Origin of the sequence: Erythrobacter sp. SCSIO 43205 (assembly GCF_019904235.1) — a bacterium.
GTDB lineage: Bacteria > Pseudomonadota > Alphaproteobacteria > Sphingomonadales > Sphingomonadaceae > Erythrobacter.
Map to the genome: position 1 here is coordinate 1147203 of NZ_CP063202.1, position 24419 is coordinate 1171621.

The 24419-nt window shown below is 58.9% G+C and carries 25 protein-coding genes; 14 read left to right on the plus strand and 11 right to left on the minus strand.

Annotation, left to right across the window (positions count from 1 at the left end; genetic code table 11):
• Window positions 1–12: 12 nt before the first annotated feature.
• From INR77_RS05355 to INR77_RS05380, 6 genes are all read right to left on the minus strand, one after another.
• Window positions 13–984, minus strand: a complete 972-nt coding sequence (locus INR77_RS05355) for a type II secretion system F family protein (RefSeq protein ID WP_223072915.1) — start codon at window positions 982–984, stop codon at window positions 13–15.
• Window positions 985–1100: 116 nt separating this feature from the next.
• Entirely contained in the window at window positions 1101–2387 is a 1287-nt protein-coding gene (locus INR77_RS05360; protein ID WP_223072916.1) for a pilus assembly protein CpaE, read from the minus strand.
• 3 nt (window positions 2388–2390) lie between these two features.
• A complete protein-coding gene (locus tag INR77_RS05365; protein WP_223072917.1) occupies window positions 2391–3053 on the minus strand; it encodes a CpaD family pilus assembly protein in 663 nt (220 codons plus the stop codon).
• A 27-nt stretch (window positions 3054–3080) separates the two neighbouring features.
• A complete protein-coding gene (locus INR77_RS05370) occupies window positions 3081–4730 on the minus strand; it encodes a type II and III secretion system protein family protein (RefSeq protein ID WP_223073419.1) in 1650 nt (549 codons plus the stop codon).
• A 93-nt stretch (window positions 4731–4823) separates the two neighbouring features.
• Window positions 4824–5954 carry a Flp pilus assembly protein CpaB gene (gene cpaB, locus INR77_RS05375; protein WP_223072918.1) on the minus strand — a complete coding sequence of 377 codons (1131 nt, stop codon included), beginning with the start codon at window positions 5952–5954 and terminating at the stop codon, window positions 4824–4826.
• A 109-nt stretch (window positions 5955–6063) separates the two neighbouring features.
• Window positions 6064–6540: a prepilin peptidase gene (locus INR77_RS05380; RefSeq protein WP_223072919.1), complete on the minus strand. Its 477-nt coding sequence runs from the start codon at window positions 6538–6540 to the stop codon at window positions 6064–6066.
• A 135-nt stretch (window positions 6541–6675) separates the two neighbouring features.
• On the opposite strand from INR77_RS05380, the gene INR77_RS05385 reads away from it, so the two are divergent.
• From INR77_RS05385 to INR77_RS05395, 3 genes are all read left to right on the plus strand, one after another.
• Window positions 6676–7704, plus strand: a complete 1029-nt coding sequence (locus tag INR77_RS05385; RefSeq protein ID WP_223072920.1) for an alpha/beta fold hydrolase — start codon at window positions 6676–6678, stop codon at window positions 7702–7704.
• Window positions 7701–8825, plus strand: coding sequence for an FAD-binding oxidoreductase (locus INR77_RS05390; protein WP_223072921.1), 1125 nt, complete (start codon window positions 7701–7703; stop codon window positions 8823–8825). Before INR77_RS05385 ends, INR77_RS05390 begins: the two co-directional genes overlap by 4 nt.
• A 66-nt stretch (window positions 8826–8891) precedes the next feature.
• Complete coding sequence (locus INR77_RS05395) at window positions 8892–9068, plus strand: YegP family protein (protein ID WP_223072922.1); 177 nt, start codon at window positions 8892–8894, stop codon at window positions 9066–9068.
• Window positions 9069–9138: 70 nt separating this feature from the next.
• Here INR77_RS05395 and rnhA read toward each other — a convergent pair whose 3' ends face one another.
• From rnhA to ispH, 3 genes are read right to left on the minus strand one after another with little or no spacing between them, the layout of a single operon-like run.
• The gene (gene rnhA, locus INR77_RS05400; RefSeq protein ID WP_223072923.1) at window positions 9139–9603 is read right to left on the minus strand and encodes a ribonuclease HI; all 465 of its coding nucleotides are present in this window, start codon (window positions 9601–9603) and stop codon (window positions 9139–9141) included.
• 27 nt (window positions 9604–9630) lie between these two features.
• Window positions 9631–10599, minus strand: coding sequence for a homoserine kinase (locus INR77_RS05405; RefSeq protein WP_223072924.1), 969 nt, complete (start codon window positions 10597–10599; stop codon window positions 9631–9633).
• 10 nt (window positions 10600–10609) lie between these two features.
• Complete coding sequence (ispH, locus tag INR77_RS05410) at window positions 10610–11596, minus strand: 4-hydroxy-3-methylbut-2-enyl diphosphate reductase (protein WP_223072925.1); 987 nt, start codon at window positions 11594–11596, stop codon at window positions 10610–10612.
• Between the two features lie 125 nt (window positions 11597–11721).
• Between ispH and INR77_RS05415 the strand changes: the two genes are divergently transcribed.
• The 9 genes from INR77_RS05415 (at window position 11722) to tatC (ending at window position 19401) form a co-directional block, all read left to right on the plus strand.
• Window positions 11722–12384 (plus strand): hypothetical protein, encoded by a 663-nt coding sequence (locus INR77_RS05415; RefSeq protein WP_223073420.1) that lies wholly within the window; start codon window positions 11722–11724, stop codon window positions 12382–12384.
• A 232-nt stretch (window positions 12385–12616) separates the two neighbouring features.
• Window positions 12617–14368, plus strand: coding sequence for an arginine--tRNA ligase (gene argS / locus INR77_RS05420; protein ID WP_223072926.1), 1752 nt, complete (start codon window positions 12617–12619; stop codon window positions 14366–14368).
• Window positions 14369–14413: 45 nt separating this feature from the next.
• The gene (locus INR77_RS05425; RefSeq protein WP_255573954.1) at window positions 14414–15112 is read left to right on the plus strand and encodes an SPOR domain-containing protein; all 699 of its coding nucleotides are present in this window, start codon (window positions 14414–14416) and stop codon (window positions 15110–15112) included.
• 116 nt (window positions 15113–15228) lie between these two features.
• Window positions 15229–16272 (plus strand): beta-N-acetylhexosaminidase, encoded by a 1044-nt coding sequence (gene nagZ, locus INR77_RS05430; protein WP_223073422.1) that lies wholly within the window; start codon window positions 15229–15231, stop codon window positions 16270–16272.
• A gap of 80 nt (window positions 16273–16352) precedes the next feature.
• The gene (locus tag INR77_RS05435) at window positions 16353–17138 is read left to right on the plus strand and encodes a ScpA family protein (protein ID WP_255574000.1); all 786 of its coding nucleotides are present in this window, start codon (window positions 16353–16355) and stop codon (window positions 17136–17138) included.
• Window positions 17138–17785 (plus strand): SMC-Scp complex subunit ScpB, encoded by a 648-nt coding sequence (gene scpB, locus INR77_RS05440; RefSeq protein ID WP_223072927.1) that lies wholly within the window; start codon window positions 17138–17140, stop codon window positions 17783–17785. The genes INR77_RS05435 and scpB overlap by 1 nt, the downstream gene beginning before the upstream one ends.
• 101 nt (window positions 17786–17886) lie before the next feature.
• The gene (gene tatA, locus INR77_RS05445) at window positions 17887–18123 is read left to right on the plus strand and encodes a twin-arginine translocase TatA/TatE family subunit (protein ID WP_223072928.1); all 237 of its coding nucleotides are present in this window, start codon (window positions 17887–17889) and stop codon (window positions 18121–18123) included.
• Window positions 18124–18165: 42 nt separating this feature from the next.
• Window positions 18166–18555, plus strand: a complete 390-nt coding sequence (tatB, locus tag INR77_RS05450; protein WP_223072929.1) for a Sec-independent protein translocase protein TatB — start codon at window positions 18166–18168, stop codon at window positions 18553–18555.
• Window positions 18556–18564: 9 nt separating this feature from the next.
• Window positions 18565–19401: a twin-arginine translocase subunit TatC gene (tatC, locus tag INR77_RS05455; protein ID WP_223072930.1), complete on the plus strand. Its 837-nt coding sequence runs from the start codon at window positions 18565–18567 to the stop codon at window positions 19399–19401.
• Window positions 19402–19404: 3 nt separating this feature from the next.
• Here the strand turns inward: tatC and INR77_RS05460 are convergent, their stop codons facing one another.
• Window positions 19405–21078: an amidohydrolase gene (locus tag INR77_RS05460; protein WP_223072931.1), complete on the minus strand. Its 1674-nt coding sequence runs from the start codon at window positions 21076–21078 to the stop codon at window positions 19405–19407.
• Window positions 21079–21081: 3 nt separating this feature from the next.
• Window positions 21082–21978, minus strand: a complete 897-nt coding sequence (locus tag INR77_RS05465; protein ID WP_223072932.1) for an NAD(P)-dependent oxidoreductase — start codon at window positions 21976–21978, stop codon at window positions 21082–21084.
• Window positions 21979–22066: 88 nt separating this feature from the next.
• Between INR77_RS05465 and INR77_RS05470 the strand changes: the two genes are divergently transcribed.
• A complete protein-coding gene (locus INR77_RS05470; protein ID WP_223072933.1) occupies window positions 22067–23320 on the plus strand; it encodes a threonine ammonia-lyase in 1254 nt (417 codons plus the stop codon).
• 245 nt (window positions 23321–23565) lie between these two features.
• Window positions 23566–24411 (plus strand): arginyltransferase, encoded by an 846-nt coding sequence (locus INR77_RS05475; protein WP_223072934.1) that lies wholly within the window; start codon window positions 23566–23568, stop codon window positions 24409–24411.
• Window positions 24412–24419: the final 8 nt, after the last annotated feature.

The following is a 24419-nucleotide window of genomic DNA, read 5'->3' on the forward strand; positions in this document are numbered from 1 at the left end:
TTCCCTCCCGGATCAGATTTCGAAACTGACCATCTTGGCCATGATAAAGGCCCCGATGCTCATCCACACAAGGCCACCAAGGCCAGCGACAATCAGGCGATCATCGACGAAGAACTGGCCCAGATAATCAGGGCTGATCCAGTAGATGAGGCCAAAGACGATGAAGGGGAGCGAGCCCACGATATAGGCCGATGCCTTCGATTCAGAGCTCATTGCCTTGATCTTGAGCTTCATCTGCGAACGCTTGCGCAAAACGTCGGCAAGGTTGGACAAGGTCTCAGCAAGGTTACCACCGGTCTCGCGTTGAATGGCGAGGGTGATGGTGAAGAAGTTGAACTCAGGAATACCCAGCTTGTCGCCGGTTTCCTGAAGCGAATCTTCCATCGTCTTACCGATTTTGATCCGCTCAACGATGCCTTTGAATTCAAGGCCGACAGGGCCCGGAATTTCTTCCGCCACCACTTGCAGTGTCTCTGCCACGGGAAGACCTGAGCGAAGGCCGCGCACGAGCAACTCAATGCCGTCTGGGAATTTAGAGACAAACTCATTCGTACGTCGCTTGATGAAATAACCGACCACCATATGTGGCAGGCCAAGTCCGATTACGAGGCCCACACCAAGCGACATGGGCAGCGAACGGCTTTGCAGAAAGACAACGACACCAATGGCAAGAACGAGCCCGAGTGATGCGTAGATATAGCTGGAAAGCGACCAGCCTTTGCCGGTGCGGTCCAGCCGCATTTCGAGCGCTTCCACCCGCGATCCGGCACCTGCGACCTTGTGCGCTTTGGGTTTGCGCGCGGCAATCGCTTTTTTGAGCTGCGATTCCATCTTCGCATCAGCGCTGTCCGAATAGCGGAAACGCACCGCTTCAAGCCGCCGCTTTTGTGCCTTGCCCATGCTGGGGCCCGACAAAAGCGTGTAGCCACCGACAATCACGAGGAAGATCACCACCGTGATCAGCAGGGTTTGCACTATGTCCATCTCGATCTCGTCCTGCTCGTGTCTCTTGCGCTTGCGCTATTCATGCGGTGTGCGATGATCCGGCGGCCCCCGATGACACTCTATGAAGAGCGTGGGAGGGGCCGCTGGAACACTGTTTACTCAGCGGCCTCAGCAGGCGCCTTTTTCTTATCCTTCTTCGCAAGCAGCGATTTGAGGTCGAAGCCGCCAAGGAGCGACTTTTTCTCTTCGGTGATTGCGGCCAGATCTTCTTCGCTCGCGCCCATGATGCGTTCTGCGATCTGTTTGATGGTCGCTGTGGATTTTGCGTTTTTGTTGGCCTCGGTAAACACCTGACCAAGCTTGGCCGCATTCGATGCTGCCTTGATGTCGTAAGGAATGGCAAAGTCGATCTTGCGCTCGATTGAGGCTTCGAAATCGGACTTGCTGATCTCTGCAACACTTGGCTGGAATTTGTTGACTACAACCATAGGATGCGCGTGCGCGGCATGGGTCTTGAGCCATGAAAGAACACGGATCGTGTCGCGCGCAGAAGCGAGAGTGAGCTCACAGGTGAGCAGCACCAGGTTCACATCCGCCAGCAAATGCGGGAAGTTGATCAGCATATTGCGCGGCAGATCGATCACCGTCATTTCGAAAGCCTGACGGAATTCTTCCTCAAGCTGAACGAAAGCGGCGCCGTCGGTCATAAGCGGCTGGCTGATCGGTGCTTCGGCAGACAGGATCGAGAGATTGTCATTGGCGCGGATCATCGCACGTTCAATGAACAGGCCGTCAATCCGGCTGGGGTTGTCGATTGCATCGGTAAGGCCGCGACCCGGCTCCAGATCAAGCGCGAGAGCGCCCGTGCCAAAGTGCACATCCAGATCAAGCAGAGCGGTTGGCGATTTGTGCTCATCGCTGAACAGCCAAGCGAGCGAGGTCGCGATTGTGGAGGCACCGACACCGCCGCGCGTGCCAACGACAGCGGTCGAGATGTGACGCTTTACAGCATCGCTTTCGCCACCCTTGGGAGCAGTGAACACCGCCAATGCGCCGTTCAGCGCATCGTGAACGGCCTGTGCATTCAATGGTTTGAGGAGGTAATCCTGAATACCACTGGCAAGAAGGTCGCGGTAAAGGCGCACGTCATTGACCTGACCAATGGCGATCACGACCGTCCCCGGCTCGCACACTTCAGCCAGAGCGTTGATGTCATTCAACGGGTCGCCGCTTTCCGACAAGTCTACGACGAGGATCGCGGGGCTTGCGCTTACCGAAAGCGATTGAACGGCATTGCGAAGCCCGCCCTTGTTGCACTTCTCCGGTGGCCAGCCCATTTCGATGACGACCGGACGCAGCACATCAAGCGCTGCATCGTCGCAGATATAGGCGGCAAACGGGTCGCGGTTGCCAGGCAGTCCTGATTTCCATGGAGCGTTCATTGATCAGTTACCTCCGCCTTGGTTCTGGTTGGCTTCCAAAAGACCAGCTGCGCCGGTTGGCGGGGCCTCACGGAAGGTTTCGATGGCTTTCGTGCTGGTGAGAATGGTGGTTTCGCCCGAACCTGATTGCCCTTCGAGAAGGTCTTCAGGATTGGCGACCATGGCCGCAATGTTGCTGTTCACAGCGCAGCCATAGTTCGCGCTCGTCTCGTTTTTGAAATTGCGGTCGGACTGGTTGGACCAGTTCGGGCAATCCGGCACAGAGGCGCTGGAACGGGTGATGACAACGCGGGCCTGTCCTGCGCCAAGAGCGCCGGGCGTTGCCGGGGCAACACCGGAGACGATCAGGCCATAGCGGCCAGCAAGCTCATTCACCGCATCAGCGACCGCCGGGTTTGCCGACGGGTCTTCGACGGTGACGCGGTCGCCATACCGAAGGTCCATTGTCTCAAACCAGCCATTGAGGCGTTGTTGTTCGGTGATCGACAGACCTGAGCGGGTGGTGTCAACATCAAGGGTGAAGTTGCTGCGCGAGACCACCGGCTGATGGACCGAGTTGAGCGACGGGTTCGAATCGCTCAGCGATGAACCTGCGCAGCCTGCAAGACCAACGCTAAGAGCCAGAGCAATCGCGCCCGTCAGCTTGTTTGTGTTGAGAATTTTCATCACGATAATCCTTTGTTCGCTGAGGGCTTAGAGGCTGAAACCGGGGGCAGGTGCATCACCATCCCGCTTGCGGTTGTTGCGGTCATTGTCGGCGCGGCGATCTTTCTTGCTGGGACGTGCAGGCACGATGGCAGCAGGATCGATATTGCCGACCGAAGGCTCTGGAGCATCAGGCTCGGCAGCCGATGGCATTGGGCGGGTTTCGCCCTCTTTGCCCGATGTCTCTTTATAGAGGAGCAACTGCTCAAGCTCGGATGCTGCGCGGAAACCGTCGGTTGGATAAACGATGTCGCGCTCGTTCACTGGCTTCACCAGATATGGCGTGACGACGATCACAAGTTCGGTTTCGCCGCGGCGGAAAGAGCGTGAGCGGAACAGGTTGCCAAGGATCGGCACATCGCCGAGGCCCGGTGCCTTGTCGAGGGCGTTTTGCGCATTGTTGCTCAAAAGGCCTGCGATCATGAAGCTTTCGCCAGAGCCCAGCTCAACCGTCGTTTCAGTGCGGCGGATGGTGAGGGCGGGCACCTGGAAACCGTTCAGTGTCACTGCGCCTTGCGATGAAAGCTCAGACACTTCCGGACGCACGCGGATCGAGATGCGGCCATTGGCAAGCACGGTCGGGGTGTAAGACAAGCTCACCCCGAAATCGCGATATTCAATCGCCACATTGCCCAGACCTTGTGAAATCGGGATCGGGAATTCGCCGCCAGCCAAGAAGGTTGCGGTTTCACCCGACAAAGCGGTGAGGTTTGGCTGAGAGATCGTGGTGATAAGGCCAAGACGCTCGGACAAGTCCATTGCGCCCAGCACGTTTGTACCAAACAGACGCGCGAGGCCGCCGATGGTGGTCGCAGCACCGGCAACCGAGCCGATGGCTGTGCCTTCTACGATTTCGATTTTAGGAACGCCGTCTTCGTCGACAACGATGTTACCATTGATGTCTCTTACAAAACGCTGACCATTGACGGCATTAGCGCCGGGGCCAACGCTTAAGGGGCCGCCAGTGTTAAAGCCAGAATCTCCGACAAAGTCGCGGCCTGTGCCAACACCGCCGCGAAAACCGCCTTGCGCGCCGTCGATAGTGGTGACGTTACCGCCAATCTCGCGAACGAGGCTGCGGGAGACTTCGGCGAATTTGACTTGCAGGTTCACCTGAAGCGGGGTCGCCGTTTTAAGGCGGGTGATGACATTGGCATCATCGCCAAGGAACGCTTGCACAAGACGCTGCGCTTCGGCGGCATCTTCGGGGGCGCTTACCGTGCCGGTCAACAGCACAGTATTGGTGCCCATTGTAGCGACATTAACCTTAGCCTGAGGCATCGCGAGAGCGAGCATCTGGTCGATGCTGCCGATGTTATTGCCAACGCGAATGTTGGCAGAGAAGATCACATCACCGCGAGCGTTGCTGGCGTAAATGGTTGTCTCACCGCCTGCTCTGCCAAAAACGTACAGCTGGCGCTGCGATTTGATCTGCACATCGGCAATCTGATCGTTGGCGATAAAGACATCGGCCATCGCGCCCGGTACAGCGATAAGCTCGCCGCGTCCGATCGAAAGCACGATCTCTTTGGTGGGGCTGACCACCTGTTGCGCCGTTGCGGTCGCACTCGGCATCGCTGCCAGTGGCAGTGCTGCAATCCCGGCGAGCAAGGCTCGGCTAAGAAACTTGGCTTTCATCGTATAGCCCCCTTTGGACTTCCCTGAATTCCCTTTGGTCAGTTTGACCGCTTGGGATTTGATGTTTTTGACGGCTGACATCTCTCGTGTTCCTTACCGCAGTGTGCTCAGGCCAACCGGAGCGGTTTTGCCAGCTTGGCCGACACCGTTCGCAAGGTTGTTGTTGAGTTGGCCAGTTGCAGAGGCGACCCCATTGCCTACTGGCACTTCGGAAGTGCTCTTGCCGCGGATCACACGGACGGTGGGGCCTCGGCGCATCGCAGGTGCAGCGGGTTTGGCGGACCTGTATTCGAAAGTTCCGTCGCGCTTTGGAGCGGTATTGCCACCACCGCCACGCTTTCCATCGTTTTGCGGTGGGATGGATTTGCGCTGGAAGCGCGAGACATCGCCGCCGGTTTGATAGGTGGACTTGCCCTGTGTTGGCTTGGTCATTGCCGCGCGAAGGATGCGTTCTTCCTCTTCAGGAGTCGCATTTTCGGGCACTTTGATGTCGCCAGAAGCAATCGCACGCTCAAGCTCGGCCTGATTGTCAGAGATAGAGCGCAAGACGAGAGTGATTTCGCCAATGGTCTGCGCAACCGCCACTTTTTCAGCAAGCTGCGGGGTCACTTCGAGAGTGACCGTGCGGAAAGCACGAACGACAGTCTGGCCGGTTTCATCAGTGACGCTTTCGGTTGCCTGGTCGGTTGCCAGAACGCGAAGGTTGCGAAGAACAGTTTCAGCAGCGGCGAGCGGGCGACCTTCGCCTTCAACCTCTTGAGTCAAGACCATGTCCACACGGTCGCCGGGGAAGATAAAGCCAGCAACAGCGCTTTGAGCCGAAGAAACCGCCACGGTAACAGCGCGCATACCAGGGCCAAGCGCTGCTGCGAGGAAGCCTCGGTCACCAGGGCTCACAAGCGAGCCATGGGTCACAGGTTCCCCTGCGGTGATAGGAAAGCGAACAACCGTGCCAAGAAGCTGGCTCATGTCCGAATTGCCTTCGATAAAATAGGCATCCTGAACGAGCTCTTCTGGCCATTGCTGATAGCCCATCGCATCGGCGGTGATGATGGTGCCAACGGGCAATGCGCGGTTTGCAACCAGAACTTTTGGTCCGGTCGGCTCTTCTTGAGCCGCTGCAATCGGCGCTGGCTCGCTTGAAAACATACTGCGTGCAAGGAACGCGCTGCCGATCGCGACAACGAGTGCACCAAGCAACAGAACCAGTTTCTTCCTATCCATGGCTGATAAGCCCCCTTCGTGGGCCCGTGACATTACGGGCAGGTATGCTTGCAGTGGTTATTACTGAAGTAGTTAAAATCGGGTTCACGCCGCATCTTGATTGCAAGATTTAGGCAAGAACCGGCATTTCGCTGAGGCGCGGGCCGAGGATCGAAAAGGCGCCAATGGCAATCGCAACGCCGTATGGAATGGCGAGCTTGTCCTTGCGTCGGCGCATGAGGTGCACCATCGCCATCAACAGCGTCAGAATGCCGCCGGCGACGGCCATTACGATGAGGAGCTGCAAGAAGCTCGACGGCTCAATCCAGAGCGCGAGAACGGTCAGAAGTTTCACGTCTCCGCCGCCCATCATGCCCACGGCAAAGAGCCCCGCGAAAACGGCAAAGGCTGCCAGCGCTACGCCAAATTGCATGATGATGTCGGGCCAGAACGACAGACCGCTAGCCCACCAGAATACCGGAGCACCCACTGCAATCGCGATGTTGAGGCCATTGGAAATGGTGCGCGAGCGGATGTCAGTGAATGCGGCGTAAAGGAGCGCAATTGCCAAGGCAACCAGCAGTCCGTATTGGATGGTCATCATCATTTTCGTGCCCTTTGAGAAGGTCTTTCGCCTGTGCCTGTTGGCCCGGCGTGTCTTGTCTCTTTCCCAAGGGTGCTACAGGTGAGTGCTTACCAAATAGTAACCAAACTTTCGAAGGCTGGGGATCGGCTGCTTTCAATGACTAAAGAGACGACTACGAACGCTCCCCAAGCTGAGCCAACGCATAGTCAGATCGACCGCCGATCAATTCCGCCCATGGCACGGGAAAGTACGTGGAAGCTGGCTGACGGCCCCGCTGTTCGCCGGATTGATTGGCCGGGTGTCGCAGAGCAGGGCAAGCCCCCTCGTGGGTCTATTCTGTTCCTGCCGGGACGCGGCGACGCCTACGAGAAATATCTCGAAAGCCTTGAAGAATGGCACCGCGATGGCTGGCGTGTGACCGCGTCGGACTGGCGCGGGCAGGCAGGCTCAGGCCGTCTGGGTAAAGACCCATTTACCGGCCACATCGAGGATTTTTCGATATGGACCGATGATCTGGCCCATCTTTGGAAGGCGTGGGTCAAACAGGTTCCGGGGCCGCATATTATCGCAGGCCACTCGATGGGCGGGCACCTTATCATGCGCGCGCTGGTTGATGGGAAGCTGGATGGCGATACGCCGCCTGATGCCTGTTTCCTGAGCGCGCCCATGCTTGGAATGCAGGGACCGCCAGTGCCTTTGATAGTGCAGCACCTCGTGGCAAAACTTATGACGTGGATAGGGGATCCCACGCGTCAGGCATGGAAATGGAGCGAAAAGCCCGGAGAGCTTCCTCCAAATCGCGCAAATCTGCTCACCCATGACCCGGTGCGTTATGCCGATGAACAATATTGGCGCGACACTAGGCCAGAGCTCGTGATGGGCCCTGCCAGTTGGCGCTGGGTTGAGCGCGGCTTTGCCTCCTCGCGCGTGCTGGAGCGTGCAGGCGCATTGGAACGGGTCACTTTGCCCGTTCTGATCGTATCGACCACTGACGATAAACTTGTCAGCCATGAGGCAAATGTGCGCGCGGCAAAGCGGCTTCCCAACGGGCGATTGTTTGAACTGGGCGAGGAGGCCCATCACGAGGTCTTGCGCGAAACCGACACCGTTCGTCGGCGTGTAATGGATGCGATTGCTGCTTTCCTTGACGAAGTTGCACCGCGTCGGGCACCTGCTGCTCCATGAACGACACTCTCTACGATTTTGCTATCGTCGGTGCGGGCATGGCGGGCGCGAGCCTAGCTGCAGAACTGGCCCCTCACGCCAAGGTTCTCGTGCTCGAAGGCGAAGATGCGCCCGGATACCATTCGACCGGGCGTTCAGCGGCCTTTTGGGAAGAGTGCTATGGCGGCCCGCAGATTGTGCCCCTGACGCTTCCTTCGGGTCGCTACCTTCGCGAGAACGGTTTTTTGCGCAAACGCGGCGCGCTTTACATCGGGCAGGGGCAAGACACGCGCGCTCTGGATGATTTCGAGCAGCGCTTTGCCGGTACAGGTGTCACGATTGAACGTATCAGCGGCGAGACTTTGCGCACACACGCGCCTATGCTGCGCTCTGACTGGTGCGATGGCATTTACGAAGAGGCGTGCGCGGATATTGATGTCGCAGGGCTTCACCAACACTATTTGAAGACCCTCAGAGCGGCCGGCGCGCGCCTTGCTTGCCGCGCGCGCGTCGTCGGGCTTTCGCAAAGTGCCGGCGGGTGGGAGATCACTACGCAAAGCGGCGAGACATTTCGGGCACAGCGCGTGGTCAATGCCGCGGGCGCATGGGCCGATCCGCTGGCTAAGCTTGCCGGAGCGCGGCCCCTCGGCATTCAACCCTATCGCCGCACGGTTGCGCAATTGCGTGTTGGACCAGGGGCGCCCGCCGATATGCCGCTGGTCCTCGATATTTCGGGCAATTTCTATTTCAAATCGGACAATGGCCGCATTTGGCTCAGCCCGCATGATGAAACGCCATCGCTCCCATGCGACGCAGCGCCCGAAGAAATCGACGTCGCCCGCGCCATCGACGCCTTTCAATGCGCCACCAATTTGCGGATCGAAGCTGTCGAGCGGCGCTGGGCCGGGCTTCGCAGCTTTGCCCCCGATCGCACGCCCATCTATGGCCCCGATCCTGAGGTGACTGGCTTCGTGTGGTTTGCAGGGCAGGGCGGCTTTGGCATTCAGACAGCGCCCGCCGCAGCGCGCCTCGCCTCGCAAATCATATTGGGGCTGGAGCGCGATGAATTGACCCGCGATATTGATGCAAGTGTTTACGCGCCAATGCGTTTTTATAGCGGGAAAGCCGTTAAGACGGGCTAGCCATCAGCGCTTTGATCTGTATGGTGCGGCTCCGGGTACAACCGTCTAAAAAAGGTTCTCAAAACAATGGCTCACAAATTTGAAATCTACAAAGACAATGCGGGCGAGTTTCGCGTGCGCTTTAGCTATAACAGCGAAGTGATGTTCTCGACCCAAGGCTATTCGAGCAAGTCGTCGGCTGAAAACGCGATCGCCTCGATCAAGAAAAACGGCCCGGACGCTCCGATTGAAGACAACAGCTAAACGCTGATTTCCAAGCGAATTTTCAAAGCGGGCGTATCGGGTAACGGTGCGCCCGTTTTCGCGTTTTGGTCTAAACCTCTTCGCCTGCCGCAATTGCCTCGGCGGCATTGCTGGCGAGTTGATCGACGCGCTCGTTTTCTGCGTGCCCTGCGTGCCCTTTGACCCAGTGCCATGAGACATCGTGCCGCGCCGAGGCTTCGATCAGATCGTGCCATAAATCGGCGTTGCGAACAGGCTTTTTGCTGGCATTGACCCAGCCGCGCTTTTTCCAGCCGTGGACCCACTTGGTGATCCCGTCGATCACATATTTGCTGTCTGAATAAAGCTCCACCTCGCAAGCCTGAGTAAGAGCGTTGAGCCCCTTGATAACGGCCAGCATTTCCATGCGATTGTTGGTGGTGTCTACCTCGCCTCCGGAAAGCTCTTTTTCATGGCGTCCCATCCGCAATAATGCGCCCCAGCCGCCCGGGCCCGGGTTTCCTTTGCACGCACCATCGGTGAAGATTTGCACCTGTTTTTTGGGCTTCACTGGCATTGCATCCATGTGCCTTATCGCATGAGATCACGCAAACACATCCGCGCCATTCTCGTTATAGAAGCGCCAGCGTGCGACAAACTGCATCGGATCCTTGCGCGTCACCAGCGCATCGTCTGGCGTGTCGAGCCAATCTTCCGCACGGCTTGCGACAAACCGGATGGCCGCGCCCTTGGCGATTTGGGGGAGGAGCGCTTGCTCGTCCTGCTCCAGCGCGCGAACGCTTTTATACCCCTTGACCAGCGCCTCTCCCAATGCAGGCACATATTTGCCCTCGCCATCGAAGCACCATGCAGCATGGGTCACCGCAAGGTCGAGCGCCATTGCTCCAGTGCACGCGAAATAAAAGTCAATAAGTCCGGTGACTTTGTCGCCAAGCATCAGGACGTTGTCAGGAAACAGGTCTGCGTGAATTTGCGCTTGGGGAAGGGCGCTAAGGTCCAGCGCCGCCGCCTCGCGTGCTGGCTCCAGCATTGCTGGCAGATCGGGGTGGATCGAGCCAAGCGCATCGCCGCCGCACTTTTCCAGACACGCCAGATTGTCGGCAAAACTCATCGTATTGGTGCGCGACAGCCCGAAGTCCGCGCTTGCGGCGTGAATGCGGGCCAGTGTTTCACCCACCGCACAGGCTTGCGCGGGCTCTGGCTCTGTGGGTGAGACGCCGGGCAAAAATTCAATCAGCGCAACCGCTTTGCCATCGAGCATCCGAAAGCTTGCCCCGTCACGATCATGAATTGTGCGCGGCACCGGACAGCCCTTGGCTGAAAGATGGTCGAGCAGGCCCAGAAAATAGGGCAGATCCTCAAGCTCAATGCGCCGCTCATACATGGTAAGGATGAAGCGCGTTGCAGAGCCATCTTTGCCCGCGGTATCAATCAGCCAATTGGAGTTGGACACGCCCTCGGCAATGCCTTTTGCCGACACCAGATCGCCAACTGGATAGTGCGCGATCAGCGCGGCGAGTTCTTCTGCGCCAAGGTGGGTGTAAACCGCCATTGAGCTTGGCTCATTCTGTCAATTGACGGGGAAGTTTGAACACCATTTTCTCTTCGGTGTGCTTGATTTCGCGTTCGCTGATCGGGCGCAGCTTGGCCAACGCCTCCACCACTTCTCGCACCAGTATTTCCGGGGCAGAAGCCCCTGCGGTAAGACCGACCGTGTTGACACCATCGAGCCAGCATGGGTCAATCTCATCAGCCCGCTGGATCAGCTTGCCCGGCGTGCCCAGCCTCTCGGCAACCTCGACAAGGCGCAGCGAGTTGGACGAATTGGGCGCACCCACAACCAGCACCAGATCGCAATCCTGCGCCAATTCCTTGACCGCTGCCTGACGGTTGGAGGTGGCGTAACAAATGTCCTCTGCCTTAGGGCCCCTGATATTGGGATAGCGCCATTCGAGCGCCTGGATCACTTCGCGCGTGTCATCCACCGAAAGCGTCGTTTGCGTGAGATAAGCCAGCGGCTCGTCGGCATCGAATGGCAGTTTGTCCACGTCCTCGATGTTTTCAACCAGCGTCATTTGACCCGGTTCAACCTGGCCCATGGTGCCGATGACCTCTGGGTGGCCTTCGTGACCGACAAAGATGATGTGCCGCCCTTTTTCAAGCTGGCGTTCGGCCTGACGGTGCACCTTTGACACCAGCGGGCAGGTCGCATCGACGTAGATCATATTGCGCCGTTCCGCCTCGGCGGGCACGGATTTTGGAACGCCATGCGCGCTGAAAACAACGGGCGCATCGGTGGGCACTTCGTCCAATTCCTTGACGAAAATCGCGCCTTTGGCCTTCAGCCCCTCGACCACATATTTGTTGTGGACTATTTCGTGGCGGACATAAACGGGCGCGCCATAGCGTTCGAGCGCCTTCTCCACGATCTCAATCGCACGATCAACGCCTGCGCAAAAACCGCGCGGGGCCGCGATCAAAAGGTTCAATGGCTCCGTTGAAGCCGGGATGGTTTGATCCGTTACATTCTGAGTTACTGGCGCGTTCATATAACGCCCTCTAGCGCTTTGCTGCGCGGCTCGCTAGGGCGTAAGCCACACATTGGACAGATTACGCCGCGTCGACGGCAATTGAATTTTACGAGGGATCAAGCATTCTCATGACGCATTTCCGCATGAAACGGGGCAAATCCGCTTTTACTCCAGCGTTTGCCGGACTCCTCCTCGCCGGAGCGCTCGCCGGATGTGCGGGCGAAGGTGATCTTGTGGTCAATCAAGGCGTGGGGGTTACCGCCGTGCTCTCGACCTGCCCTGATGTGGGGATTCCGGATTACACGGGCGATGTCACCACATTTCGCAGCGCGAATGATCAGACGCTGAGCAATCTCGACGTAACCGCTGCGATCACCAATTTGCGCGCAAGCTGCAACGACACGGGCGAGCAGGTTTATTCCGAGGCGACCTTCGACGTTCGCGCCCGCCGCACCGATGTGCGCGGCGCTCGCACGGTAACCTTGCCTTATTTCGTGACCGTGCTGCGCGGTTCAAGCGCGGTAGTGACCAAGCGTGTCGGCGAGGTGACATTGACCTTTGCAGATGGTCAGGAGCGCGCCTCTACCACTGCGAAGGCTGGCGCTTACGTTGATCGCTCGGCTGCGACGCTGCCTGAAGATATTCGCGAGAAAATCACCCGCAAAAGGCGACCTGGCGATGCCGATGCTGCGCTTGATCCGCTTGCTGATCCGGAAGTGAAAGCCGCCATCCAACGCACCCGGTTCGAGATGCTGGTGGGCTTTCAACTGACTGAGCAGCAACTGGCGTATAACGCCACGCGTTAGGGCTTGTGTTCGCTCATCCGGGCGAACTCCTCGCCAGATGGGCAGGCAAGCTGCCCCCCCGCGTGCGAAGTTTGTCCTGAGCGGCTGGCGTGCCAGCCAGTCGAAGGGGGCGAGCGCTTAGGAATCTTTTTGGCGCGCTTGCGACGCTTGGTGCGTCATTCTGGCTCGTTCAGCCTGTTGCGCCGCCTTTCCCTTTTCCCTTATCGCCCTTTGCGCTAACGGCGCTGTTGAGATGACTGATATGCAAACCCTTTACACCGCCTTTGGAGCCACGATCGAAACCGCGCTTAACGCGATGGTGATTGATGGCGCTCTGCCACAAGGCACCTCGTTCAAGAACGTCACGCTTGAGCCGCCGCGCGATCCCTCGCATGGCGATCTTGCGACCAATGCCGCGATGGTTCTGGCAAAGCCTGCCAAGACGAACCCGCGCGCTCTGGCCGAAATCCTCGCTGCAAAGCTTGAGGCTGCGCCCGGTATCGCCAGCGCCGAGATTGCAGGCCCCGGTTTCATCAACCTGCGCCTTGATCCAAAGGTGTGGCTCGATGAGCTTCAAGCGATCACCACGCTTGGTGACGAATATGGCCGCTCAAAAATGGGGGCAGGCACGCGCGTCAACGTTGAATATGTCAGCGCCAACCCCACCGGCCCCATGCACATGGGCCACTGCCGGGGAGCGGTTGTGGGCGATGCGCTTGCCAGCCTGCTTGAATTTGCCGGCCACGATGTGACGCGCGAATATTATATCAACGATGCGGGCGGTCAGGTCGATACGCTCGCCCGTTCCGCACACCTTCGCTATCGCGAGGCGCTGGGCGAGGACATCGGCGAGATTCCCGAAGGCTACTACCCTGGCGAGTACCTCAAGCCCATTGGCGAATATCTCGCGAAGGAACTCGGCGACAAATACAAAAATGCGCCCGAGGATGAGTGGCTGCAATACTTCCGCGCTGAAGCGGTCGACAAGATGATGGACCTCATCAAGGCGGACTTGGCGCTGCTTGGCATCCACCACGATGTCTTTGCTTCCGAAGCCGCTCTCCATGCAGCGGGCAAACCTGATGCGGCAGAGGCGTGGCTGCGCGAGCATGACCTCGTCTATGACGGCGTCCTCGAAGCGCCCAAGGGCAAGGCCCCGCCCGAAGATTGGGAACCGGTGGAGCTTCCGCTCTTCCGCTCGACCAGATTTGGCGATGATCAGGACCGCCCGATCAAGAAATCGGACGGCAAATGGACCTATTTCGGGGCCGACCTTGCCTACCATATGCAGAAGGCAGAAAGCGCCGACGAGCTCATCGACATCTGGGGCGCGGACCATGCCGGAACCGTTAAACGGATCAAGGCGGCTGTCGCAGCGCTTTCCGAAGGGAAGGGCACACCCACCCCGTTTGACGTAAAACTCGTCCAGATGGTCCAGCTTATGCGCGGCGGCGAACCTGTGAAAATGTCCAAGCGTTCGGGCAATTTCATCACGATTGCGGACATGATCGAAGAGGTCGGGCGCGACGTCGTGCGCTTCACCATGCTGACGCGCAAGCCCGAAGCGCAGATGGAATTCGACTTCGCCAAAGTGGTCGAGGCGTCGAAGGACAATCCCGTCTGGTACGTCCAATACGCCCACGCGCGCATCCAATCGACTTTGCGTAAAGCGTTGGAAGATGAAGGGTTTACGCCGTCCGCTGACGCCATCGCAGAGCTGGGCGAAGAGGAACACACGCTCATCAAGCGCGCCGCGCAATTCCCGCGCGAGGTGGAGGCCGCTGCCAAGGCGCGTGAACCGCACCGGATCGCTTTCTACCTCTACGACCTCGCAACCGACCTTAACGCCTTCTATTCCTTGGGTAACACTGACACGCAAAAGCGCTTCATTGTGAAACAAGCACCCGGAATATCGCAGGCGCGGCTTTTCCTTGGAGAAGCAATCGGGCAGGTTATTCGCAATGGTCTTCGCGTGCTTGGCGTGGAGGCAGTGGACAAAATGTAGCCGCCGCATCTTTGGTGGGGGGGCTTTGTTGAAGGGTGATGGGCCTTGATTATCGATGCTGAATATGAAGAGGTCGAGGGCGCTGACGGCGAACTGGACTTATCAGCGGAGGATAGCCTTCCGTGGCTTGAGGCTGAGGAAGAAGACGAGGATCGCGGCAGCGACCACACCCACATCATCCTTCTTGGCCTGATCCTGTTCGGGATATTGATCGCTGGTGTCGGGACCGTCTGGTTCTTCGGCAGCAAAGCCGACGAAGCGACGCTCGCCGCCGACGGCAGCGTGATCGAAGCGCCTGAAGGCCCGATAAAGGAACGTCCAGAAGACCCCGGAGGCAAGGAGTTTGCCGGTACTGGCGCGGTTGCGCCTAAGGTGGCCGAAGGCGGCACACCCGAAGGCGTGATGAACACCGATGGCAATGCCAATGCAGGGGGCCAGGGTTCGGGCAAGGGCGCGGGCGCGTTTTCTGGCGCAGCATCCGGCGCCTCTGCTTCAAGTTCATCGGCCTCAGGGGTGGGCGTCCAACTCGCCGCTTACTCCAGCCGCGCGCGCGCTGAACAGGGCTGGAATGAAATCAGCCGCCGCACCGATGCGCTGTCGGGCCTGCGTTATCGCATCGAAGAGGGTGTGGTGGACATCGGCACAGTCTATCGCTTGCAAGCGGTGGCTGGCGACCGGGCATCGGCAAATTCCTTGTGCGCAAAGCTCAAATCCGATGGCATTGATTGTCAGGTGAAGGGCTGAGCAGGCCGCTATTTCGAGGGAAAGCGCGCGCTTCTGGCGCATTTTCCCCGTAAAATAGCCACAACGGATGGTTACTGCGCTTGCGCATTTCCATTCTCGCCGCCAATTTCTTCCCTATGGTCCCGGCAATATTCGGATGTTCTGGCACAAAGCTGACGGCGGAAGAGCGCGCGTTTTTTCGCGACGCTGATCCGGCGGGCTACATCCTGTTCGGTCGCAATTGCGAAAATGCAGAGCAGCTGCGCGCACTGACCGATGAATTGCGCGCGCTTCACGGGCGCGAACATCTGCTGATTTCGATTGACCAGGAGGGCGGTCGTGTCGCTCGGCTAAGGCCACCCCATTGGGCGGCTTACCCTAGTGGCGAGGCGTTTGACCGGCTTTACCAAGTGGCGCCCGCAAGCGCGATTGAGGCGGCACGCGTGGGAGCAAAGGCGATGGGATTGGAGCTGTCCGCGATGGGGATCACCGTTGACTACCACCCGCCTTTGGACCTTCGCCAAGAGGGCGCGCATGATGTGATTGGTGACCGTTCGCTTGGGGCTGATCCGATGCAGGTCGCCGCGATTGGGCGAGCGATACTCGACGGGCTCGCTGATGGTGGTGTGACCGGTTGTATCAAGCATATGCCGGGGCATGGCCGCGCATTGTGCGACAGCCACAAGGAAATGCCCACGGTCCAAGCGAGCGCCGAGGAATTGGCGAGCGATCTGGAGCCTTTCCATAAGCTCAACGGCGCACTGATCGGCATGACCGGGCACCTCAAATTTCCCATATGGGACGAGGCGCTTCCCGCGACGCTCTCCAAGGCAATAATCAGCGACATCATCCGCGGCGACATTGGTTTTGACGGCCTTTTGCTCACTGACGACATCGACATGGAAGCGCTTGATGGCAGCGTGCCGGAACGCTCGAGCCAAGCAATTGCGGCGGGCTGCGACATAGTGCTCAATTGCTGGGCGAAGATGGGCGATATGGTCGGCATTTGTGAGCGCGTGCCCACAATCTCTGACCGCGCTGCTGAGCGGCTGGCCAAGGCGCTTGAGGGGACGCGCGTGGCGGACACACTTGCTGAAGATGCGAGCGAGCTTTTGGCCAAGCGCGATGCGCTTTTGGCCAAGCGCGATGCGCTTTTGGCCATCGCGGGGGAGGCTGCATGAGCCCTCCCATGACCTCCCGCCAGGAAGAGGGCTTCATGCTGACGGGCGGCGCGATGAATGCGCCTGAACCCGGCGCGATCATGCCCGATGGCTGGGACGATGATCCTGCCAAACAGGGCGCTAAGCCAGGCGAAGAGGCGCTCTACTTAGAGCTTGATGGTTGGGAGGGGCCGTTAGACCTTCTCCTCGACCTCGCGCGCCGCCAAAAGGTTGATCTTAAACAGATTTCCATCCTTGCATTGGTCGACCAATATCTCGACTATATCGAGAAGGCACAGGATTTGCGGCTGGAATTGGCGGCCGATTACCTCGTGATGGCGGCATGGCTCGCCTTCCTCAAATCCGCCATGCTCCTGCCTAAGGATGAGCAGGAAGACCCTAGCCCCGAAGAACTCGCGCTGCGTCTGCAATTGCGGCTCCAGCGCCTCGGCGCGATGCGTGAGGCGGGCGCGCGATTGATGGGACGCGACAGGATCGGGCGGGACATCTTTCTGCGAGGGTCGCCAGAAGGGCTGCGCACTGATCGCAAGACCATGTGGAAATGCGACGCCTTCTCGCTGATCCAGGCCTACGGTCAGGTTAAGGCTCGCACCGCGCCGCGCATTTATCATGTGTCTGATCGCCCAGTGATGACGTTGGACAGCGCGCTCGACCGCGTGTCAGCAATGATTGGCGTCACGCTCGACTGGATGGATTTGCGCGACTTCCTCCCCAAACACGCAGAGCCCGCGCTGCGCCGCTCGGCGCTTGCCTCAAGCTTTGTCGCAGCGCTCGAACTGGCACGCCTTGGCAAGGCGGAAATTGACCAGGAAGGCGCGTTTGAGCCGCTTCGCATTCGCCGCGTGAGAGAAAAGGCGCAGAGCTGATGTCAGACGACGACCGAGCGACCGATGAGATCACACGTGGGCTTGAAGCCACGCTATTCGCGGCTGAAGAGCCACTGAATGTCGATCAACTGTCCGCCCACCTTGGTGACTGCGACAAGGCCGTTATTCGTGATGCGCTTAAGTCACTCGAAGCACACTACTCCGATCGAGGCGTGCATCTGGTCGAACGCGGCAAGCGCTGGCATTTCGAAACCGCGCCCGACATGGCGCATCTGCTTCGCCGCGAAAAAGAGCAGGTCCGCCGCCTCAGCCGCGCGGCCACCGAAGTGCTTGCCATCATCGCCTATCACGAACCTGTCAGCCGCGCCGAAATCGAATCGATCAGGGGCGTTCAGACCAGTTCGGGCACATTGGACGTTCTGATGGAGGCAGGCTGGATCAAACTCGCCGGCCGCCGCGAAGTGCCAGGCCGCCCGGTGATTTACGCGACGACGCCCGAATTCCTCGACCACTTCGGCCTCTCCTCGCGCCGCGACCTGCCCGGCATTGACGAATTGCGCGCCTCTGGCCTGCTTGATCCGGTCGACGATGCCTTTGAACAGGCGATGGGCGCAGACGATGATGAGGACGAGGAAACCGCCCAAAATGATGCGCAATCCTGCGAGCCTGCGCCCTCATCAGAGTGAATTGCGCGCACCAAGCCTCGTGTCACTGGCATGATTGCGTTGAAGCGCCTATACTGAGCACGCAACCACCCCCTTCCAAGGGCAATTAAGAGAGAAATCCTATGTTCGGCCAAATTGGTATCTGGCAAGTCCTCATCCTTGCGATTGTCATCCTCGTGCTGTTCGGTCGCGGCAAAATTTCGGAGATGATGGGCGATTTCGGCAAAGGTATCAGCAGCTTCAAAAAAGGCATGAGTGAAGAGGCGAACAGCAAAGACGAGCCCAAAGGCCAGATCGAAGCCCCTGCCAAAGAAGCTGGTGAGGCCAAGACCGCTGAAAAGAGCGAGCCTTCAAGCTGAATGCCGCTTTCGTCTCACCCTCACTGAAAGCTTTGACGCCCCATGTTTGACCTTGGAGCTGCAGAAATACTGGTGATTATCATCGTCGCGGTCCTTGTGATCGGGCCGAAGGATATGCCTTTGGCGATGCGCCATGCGGGCCGCTGGATCGGCAAGGTGCGGCGTGTATCCTCGCATTTTCGCACCGGGATTGATGCCATGGTGCGCGAGGCCGAGCTTGAGGATATGGAGGCAAAGTGGAAGGCCCAGAACGAGGCCATCATGAAAAAGTCGGCAGAGGCCGTTGAAGCGGAAAAGGGTGAGCCCGTGATGACTGGCCCGCCGCCTGTGGCGGATGCTGAAAGCGCTGCTAAGAAAGCCAAATCGGTTGAGCCAGCGCCTACGCCTTCCAAACCGCCAGCGCCGGACACCCCGGCCAAGCCGCAGGACTAGGCGGCGCATATGCCATTTGAAATCAAGGACATCGACGAAACCAGAGCCCCGCTGCTCGACCATTTGATCGAGCTTCGCAGCCGGTTGATGCGCTCGATCTTCGCGCTGCTCGTCGGCTTTGGCATCTGCTTTTACTTCGCCGATTATATCCTCGGATTTCTGGTCCAGCCTTTGAAAGACGCCTTTCCCGAAGGCGAGGGCCAGCTCATCTTCACCAAGCTTCCCGAAATCTTCTTTGTTGAATTGAAAGTAGGCCTGTTCGGCGGCTTCATGCTGAGCTTCCCCATCATCGCGAACCAGCTTTGGGCCTTTGTGGCTCCCGGCCTTTACGCCAATGAAAAACGCGCATTTCTGCCCTTCCTCATTATGACCCCGGTGCTTTTCATCGGGGGGGCGGCGCTTGCCTATTTCGTGGTGATGCCGCTCGCGTTCCTGTTCTTTCTGGGGTTTGGCGGTGAGACTGGCGGACTTGCGGTGCAGGCGCTGCCTTCGGCGGGTGAATATCTTAGCCTCGTGATGCAGTTCATCATGGCATTTGGGCTGACGTTCCTGCTCCCCGTGCTGCTCCTGCTGCTCCACCGCGCAGGGATTGTGACGCGCGATCAACTGGTGGCCGCGCGCCGTTACGTGATTGTCGGGATCGTGGCTCTGGCCGCGATTGTCACCCCGCCTGATCCGGGCACGCAGGTAATCCTCGCCATCCCGCTTTTGCTGCTGTTCGAAGGCTCGCTTCTCATCATGCGCTTTCAGGAAAAAGCGATGAAGAAAAGCAAGGTGGAGGTTGAAGACGACACTTCGGAAGAACCGCCGAAGACAACAAAGCCAAGCGATCAACCCGCCGAATAGTCGCTATTCGCGGGCAAATACGCGCGTGCCTGCCAGATAGACCTCATTGACCTTTGTCTCTCGAATTTCGCTCGGTGAGGCGAGCAGAGGGTCGCGGTCCACCAGAATGAAATCGGCGCGTTCGCCCGGCACAAGGCGGCCAAATTTTCCATCGGCAAAGCCCGCAAAAGCAGCATCGGCGGTAAAGGCTGCCAAGGCCTGCTCGCGGCTCACTGCCTCATGCGCGCGCCAGCCGCCAAAGGGCCTGCCTTGTGCGTCGGTGCGGGTGATGGCAACCGCCATGCCTGCAAACACATCGGCAGGTTCCACCGGCGCGTCCGAACCAAAGGCGATGCGCCCGCCCACCTCGATGATGCTCTTCCACGCATAGGCCCCGCCAAGGCGCTCTTCGCCAAGGCGCGCTTCGGCCATGAACATATCGCTGGTCTGGTGGAGCGGCTGCATCGAGGCGATGGTGCCATGTTCGCCAAAGCGCGGAAGGTCAGCCGGGTCGACGATCTGAGCGTGCTCGATGCGCCAGCGCCGGTCGCCTGTGTAGGTGTCGGAAAGCTCCGCAATCGCGCTTAGCACATCGGCATTGGCGGCATCGCCAATCGCGTGGATCGCGGTCTGGAAATTGTCCATCGCAGCGCGGCTCATGCGGTTGCGCAGTTGAGCCGGGCTGGTGATCGCAATGCCGCGCGTTGTGGGCTCGTCGTGATAGGGCTCTTTCAAGGTCGCGCCGCGCGAACCCAGCGCTCCATCGACGTAAAGCTTGATCCCGTTGAGGCGCAATTTGTCCTCGTAAAGCCAAGGCGTTGGGCCGGGGCCACCGATGAGGTCCATCGCCTCCGGGCTGTCGGCATAGGCCATGATGCGGATGCGCAAATCGCCCCGGTCAGCGGACCTGCGAAACGTCATCCAGTCGACCACGGGCGTGCCCATATCGGCAACCGCTGTAATCCCGTTCGCGAGCAGTTTTTGCTGCGCCATGGCAAAGGCGGCATCGCGGTCTTCGGGGCGGGGCGGGGGGACGCTGCCTGCGACAAGGCTGCTTGCTGCGTCGATAAAGACGCCGGTCGGATTGCCGTTTTCATCGCGAATGATGCGGCCCCCATCGGGGCTTTTCGTGTTCGCCGTGATTCCGGCCCGCTCCATCGCCAGGCTGTTGGCCCAATTGGCATGGTTGTCGGCGCGTTCGAGCCACACCGGGCGGTCGGACACCACTGCATCAAGCTCGGCGGCGGTGGGAAAGCGGCCAAGGCCCCATTTCTCCTGATTCCAGCCGCGCCCAAGGATCCACGGGCGACCCGGATTGTCTTCGGCAAACTGTGCGATCTTGGCGAGCGCTTCTTCGAGGCTGCCCGTGTCGGACAAGTCGAGTGTGAGCGCTGCAAAGCCGATGTCCATGACGTGGACGTGGGCGTCGATCATGCCGGGAAGGAGCACCTGACCCTCGCCGTCCATGGCAAAGTCAATGTCTTGCGGGCGTTCTTCTGCGCGCTCCAGAACATGGGTGATGATGCCTTCATCGTCAAAGACAAGTTCAGCAAAGCGTATCACCTTACCTTCTTCGTCAATGGTGATACCATTAACGTTGTAAATCAATGTGTTAGCATGGGCATGGGTGGTGCTAAAGGCAGCGCTCGCGGCCAAAAGGGCCAAAGTTGACAGCCTTGCAAGAGGGAGGTGTTTCATGAACTAACTGCCTTTGGGAAGACGGGTGATGAGGGCGCTTGTGTCATAGCGATTGCCGCCTGCCGCTTGCACCTCGGCGTAGAATTGGTCGACCAGAGCGGTGATGGGGGAGGAGAGTCCGAGACGCCCCGCTTCTTCGAGCGCATAGCCCAAATCCTTACGCATCCAGTCGATGGCAAAGCCGAACTCGAACTCGTCTCTCGTCATGGTCGCCCAGCGGTTGTCCATCTGCCAGCTTTGCGCGGCTCCCCCCGAGATGGCTTCGTAGGTTTTATCAAGGTCCAGCCCTGCGCCCTGCGCCAGCCGGATCGCTTCGGAAAGGCCGCCGAGCACGCCCGCAATGCACATCTGGTTCGCCATCTTCGCGGTCTGCCCGGCGCCTATTGGGCCGACGTGAACGATAGCCTTGGCGTAAGGCTCCATCACGGGCCGCGCGCGCTCCATCGCTTCATCCAAACCGCCGCACATGATCGCAAGCTGGCCGTTCTCAGCGCCCGCTTGCCCTCCGCTGACGGGCGCATCGACAAAGGCGATGCCCTTGTCCGCGCACGCCTTGCCAAGGGTGCGGGCCATGTCGGCGGACGTAGTGGTGTGGTCGATCAAAAGCGCGCCTTCGCCCATTGCTTCAAGCACGCCATTCGCCTGAGTGGTGACGCTCGCCAAATCCTCGTCATTGCCAACGCAGGTGCACACGACATCGGCGCCCCTTGCTGCCTCAGCGAGTGTGTCGGCAAAGGCTATGGCGAGCCCTTCGGCCTCCCACATTTCGCGCCATTTTGCCGCGCGCTGCGGTGATCGGTTGTAGGCGGTAACATCGAAGCCTGCCTGCGCCAGATGCCCGGTCATCGGACCGCCCATAACGCCAAGCCCGATGAAGGCGACTTTGAATTGAGTGCTCATGGTAAGGGTGCCTAATAGCTTTCCTACCCATTTGCCAAGGTGTTCGCGGTTGCTCTTGCAAAGCGCAAGGCTTATCGCCGCGCTCACTATGAATGCACCAAACGCCAAACTCGCCTCCGGGTTCACCCCAGCTGACCTTGCAATCGACGATGTGCGGGCCGCTGCGCAGCGTATTGAAGGCTCGGTGGTCAAGACGCCGATGATGCATTCGATTACCCTGTCCGAGATTACGGGCGCTGAAGTCTGGCTGAAGTTTGAAAACCAGCAATTTACCGCCGCCTATAAGGAGCGCGGGGCACTGAACGCTTTGTTGCAACTGACCGAAGAACAACGCCAGCGCGGCGTGATCGCAGCGTCGGCTGGCAATCACTCTCAGGGGCTTTCCTATCATGGCACGCGTTTGGGCGTTCCTGTCACCATCGTAATGCCTAAGACCACGCCGACGGTGAAGGTGATGCAGACCGAGAGTGTGGGCGGCAATGTCGTGCTGCATGGCGAGACGTTTGACGATGCCAACGCCCATGCGCGCGAGCTTGAGGCGGAGCGTGGGCTGACCTTTGTCCACCCGTTTGACCATCCCCACGTGGCCGCTGGCCAAGGAACGGTGGCGCTGGAGATGCTTGAGGTGAAGCCTGATCTTGACTGTCTGGTCGTGCCGATTGGCGGGGGCGGGCTTATTTCAGGGATGGCGACTGTTGCGCGCGAACTGGCTCCTGACATCGAAATGGTGGGCGTGCAGGCGGGGCTTTTCCCGAGTATGTTTGCCAAGATCAAAGGCGAGACACGCGATTGCGGCGGGGACACTCTGGCGGAAGGGATCGCGGTCAAGCACCCCGGCGTCTTCACTGCCCAGGTGATCGAAGAGCGCGTCGATGACATCCTGCTTGTGGATGAGCCTGTTCTCGAAAAGGCGGTGGCTTTGCTTCTGCAAATCGAGAAGACCGTCGTTGAAGGCGCTGGCGCTGCGGGCTTGGCTGCGGTTCTGGACAATCCAGAGCGTTTTGCGGGCAAGAAGGTTGGCCTTGTTTTGTGCGGCGGCAATATTGATACGCGCTTGCTTGCCAACGTGCTGCTGCGTGATCTGGCGCGGCAGGGGCGTCTTGCGCGCCTGCGTGTCACCTTGCAGGATCGCCCCGGCGCGTTGTTCAAAGTGATGCGGCTCTTCGATGCGCACAATGTGAACATCATCGAGATTTATCACCAGCGCATCTTCACGACGCTTCCCGCCAAGGGGCTTATCACCGATATCGAATGTGAAGCGCGCGATGCCGAACAGGTGGAGCAATTGGTCAAGGCCCTGCGCGAGGCGCGGTATCACGTCGATGTCGTCGAACTGAACTGACGGCGAAGCGAGGCGCTTTATCGTCCTCGGGCAAGAGTGTCCCGATACGCGACGCTCCCCGAAGCAAAGCTGAAACATTGCTCCGAAGCGGTTCAATCATGCGCCCGCTGGTGTGCAAACTCAGACAAAATTAACTCTGATTTGTGGTTAAGGGTCTTTTACCGAGGGGCGCAAAAAGGCATAAGATTGTCTTAACGCAGCAATCGCTGATTCCACTCTCTCGCAAAGAGGACGACGCAAGACCCGTGACGGCTCCGATTCGCTTCCCCCGCTTTTTCGTGACCAGCCCTGCGCCATGCCCCTATCTTCCGGGTCGGACTGAACGCAAGGTGTTCACCGAATTGAAGGGCGGGCACGCGGATCAACTGAACGAGGCGCTTGGCCGGATCGGTTTTCGGCGCAGTCAGACGGTGGCCTATCGCCCAAGCTGTCTCGATTGTCAGGCGTGTGTTTCTGTGCGCGTTGTTGCGCAGGAGTTCAAACCGTCCTCAACGCAAAAGCGCGACATCAAACGCAACCGCGATCTGGTTGTGACCGAATGTCGTCCTTGGGCAACCGAAGAACAGTTTGAATTGCTCAGCAAGTATTTAAGCGTGCGCCATCCCGACGGCGGAATGTCGACGATGGATGAAATGGATTATGCTGACATGGTCGAGCATACGCCTGTTACCAGCCATGTTGTCGAATATCGCGAACCAACCGAAAATGGTGAACCCGGAAAGCTTGTCGGCGCGTGCCTGACCGACCGTCAAGGCGATGGCTTGTCGATGATCTATTCCTTCTATGACCCCGATCATGAGGGGCGTGCAGGTTTGGGCAATTACATCATCCTCGATCACATCCAGCGCGCAGTGCAAAGCGGGCTTCCTTATGTATACCTTGGTTATTGGGTCGATGGTTCGCCCCGTATGCAGTACAAGGTGCGCTATCGTCCGCTTGAACAGCTTACCCGCGAAGGCTGGCGTCAAATGAGCGATGAGGAACAAACCAGACTAATTGCCGCTGCCACTGCACCGCGCAGCGAAAAAGCTGGTGAAATGAAGGGCGCTAGGGGTAAAGACGGACAGCCTGTTAAATTCGCTGCGAGCTGATCGTTTTT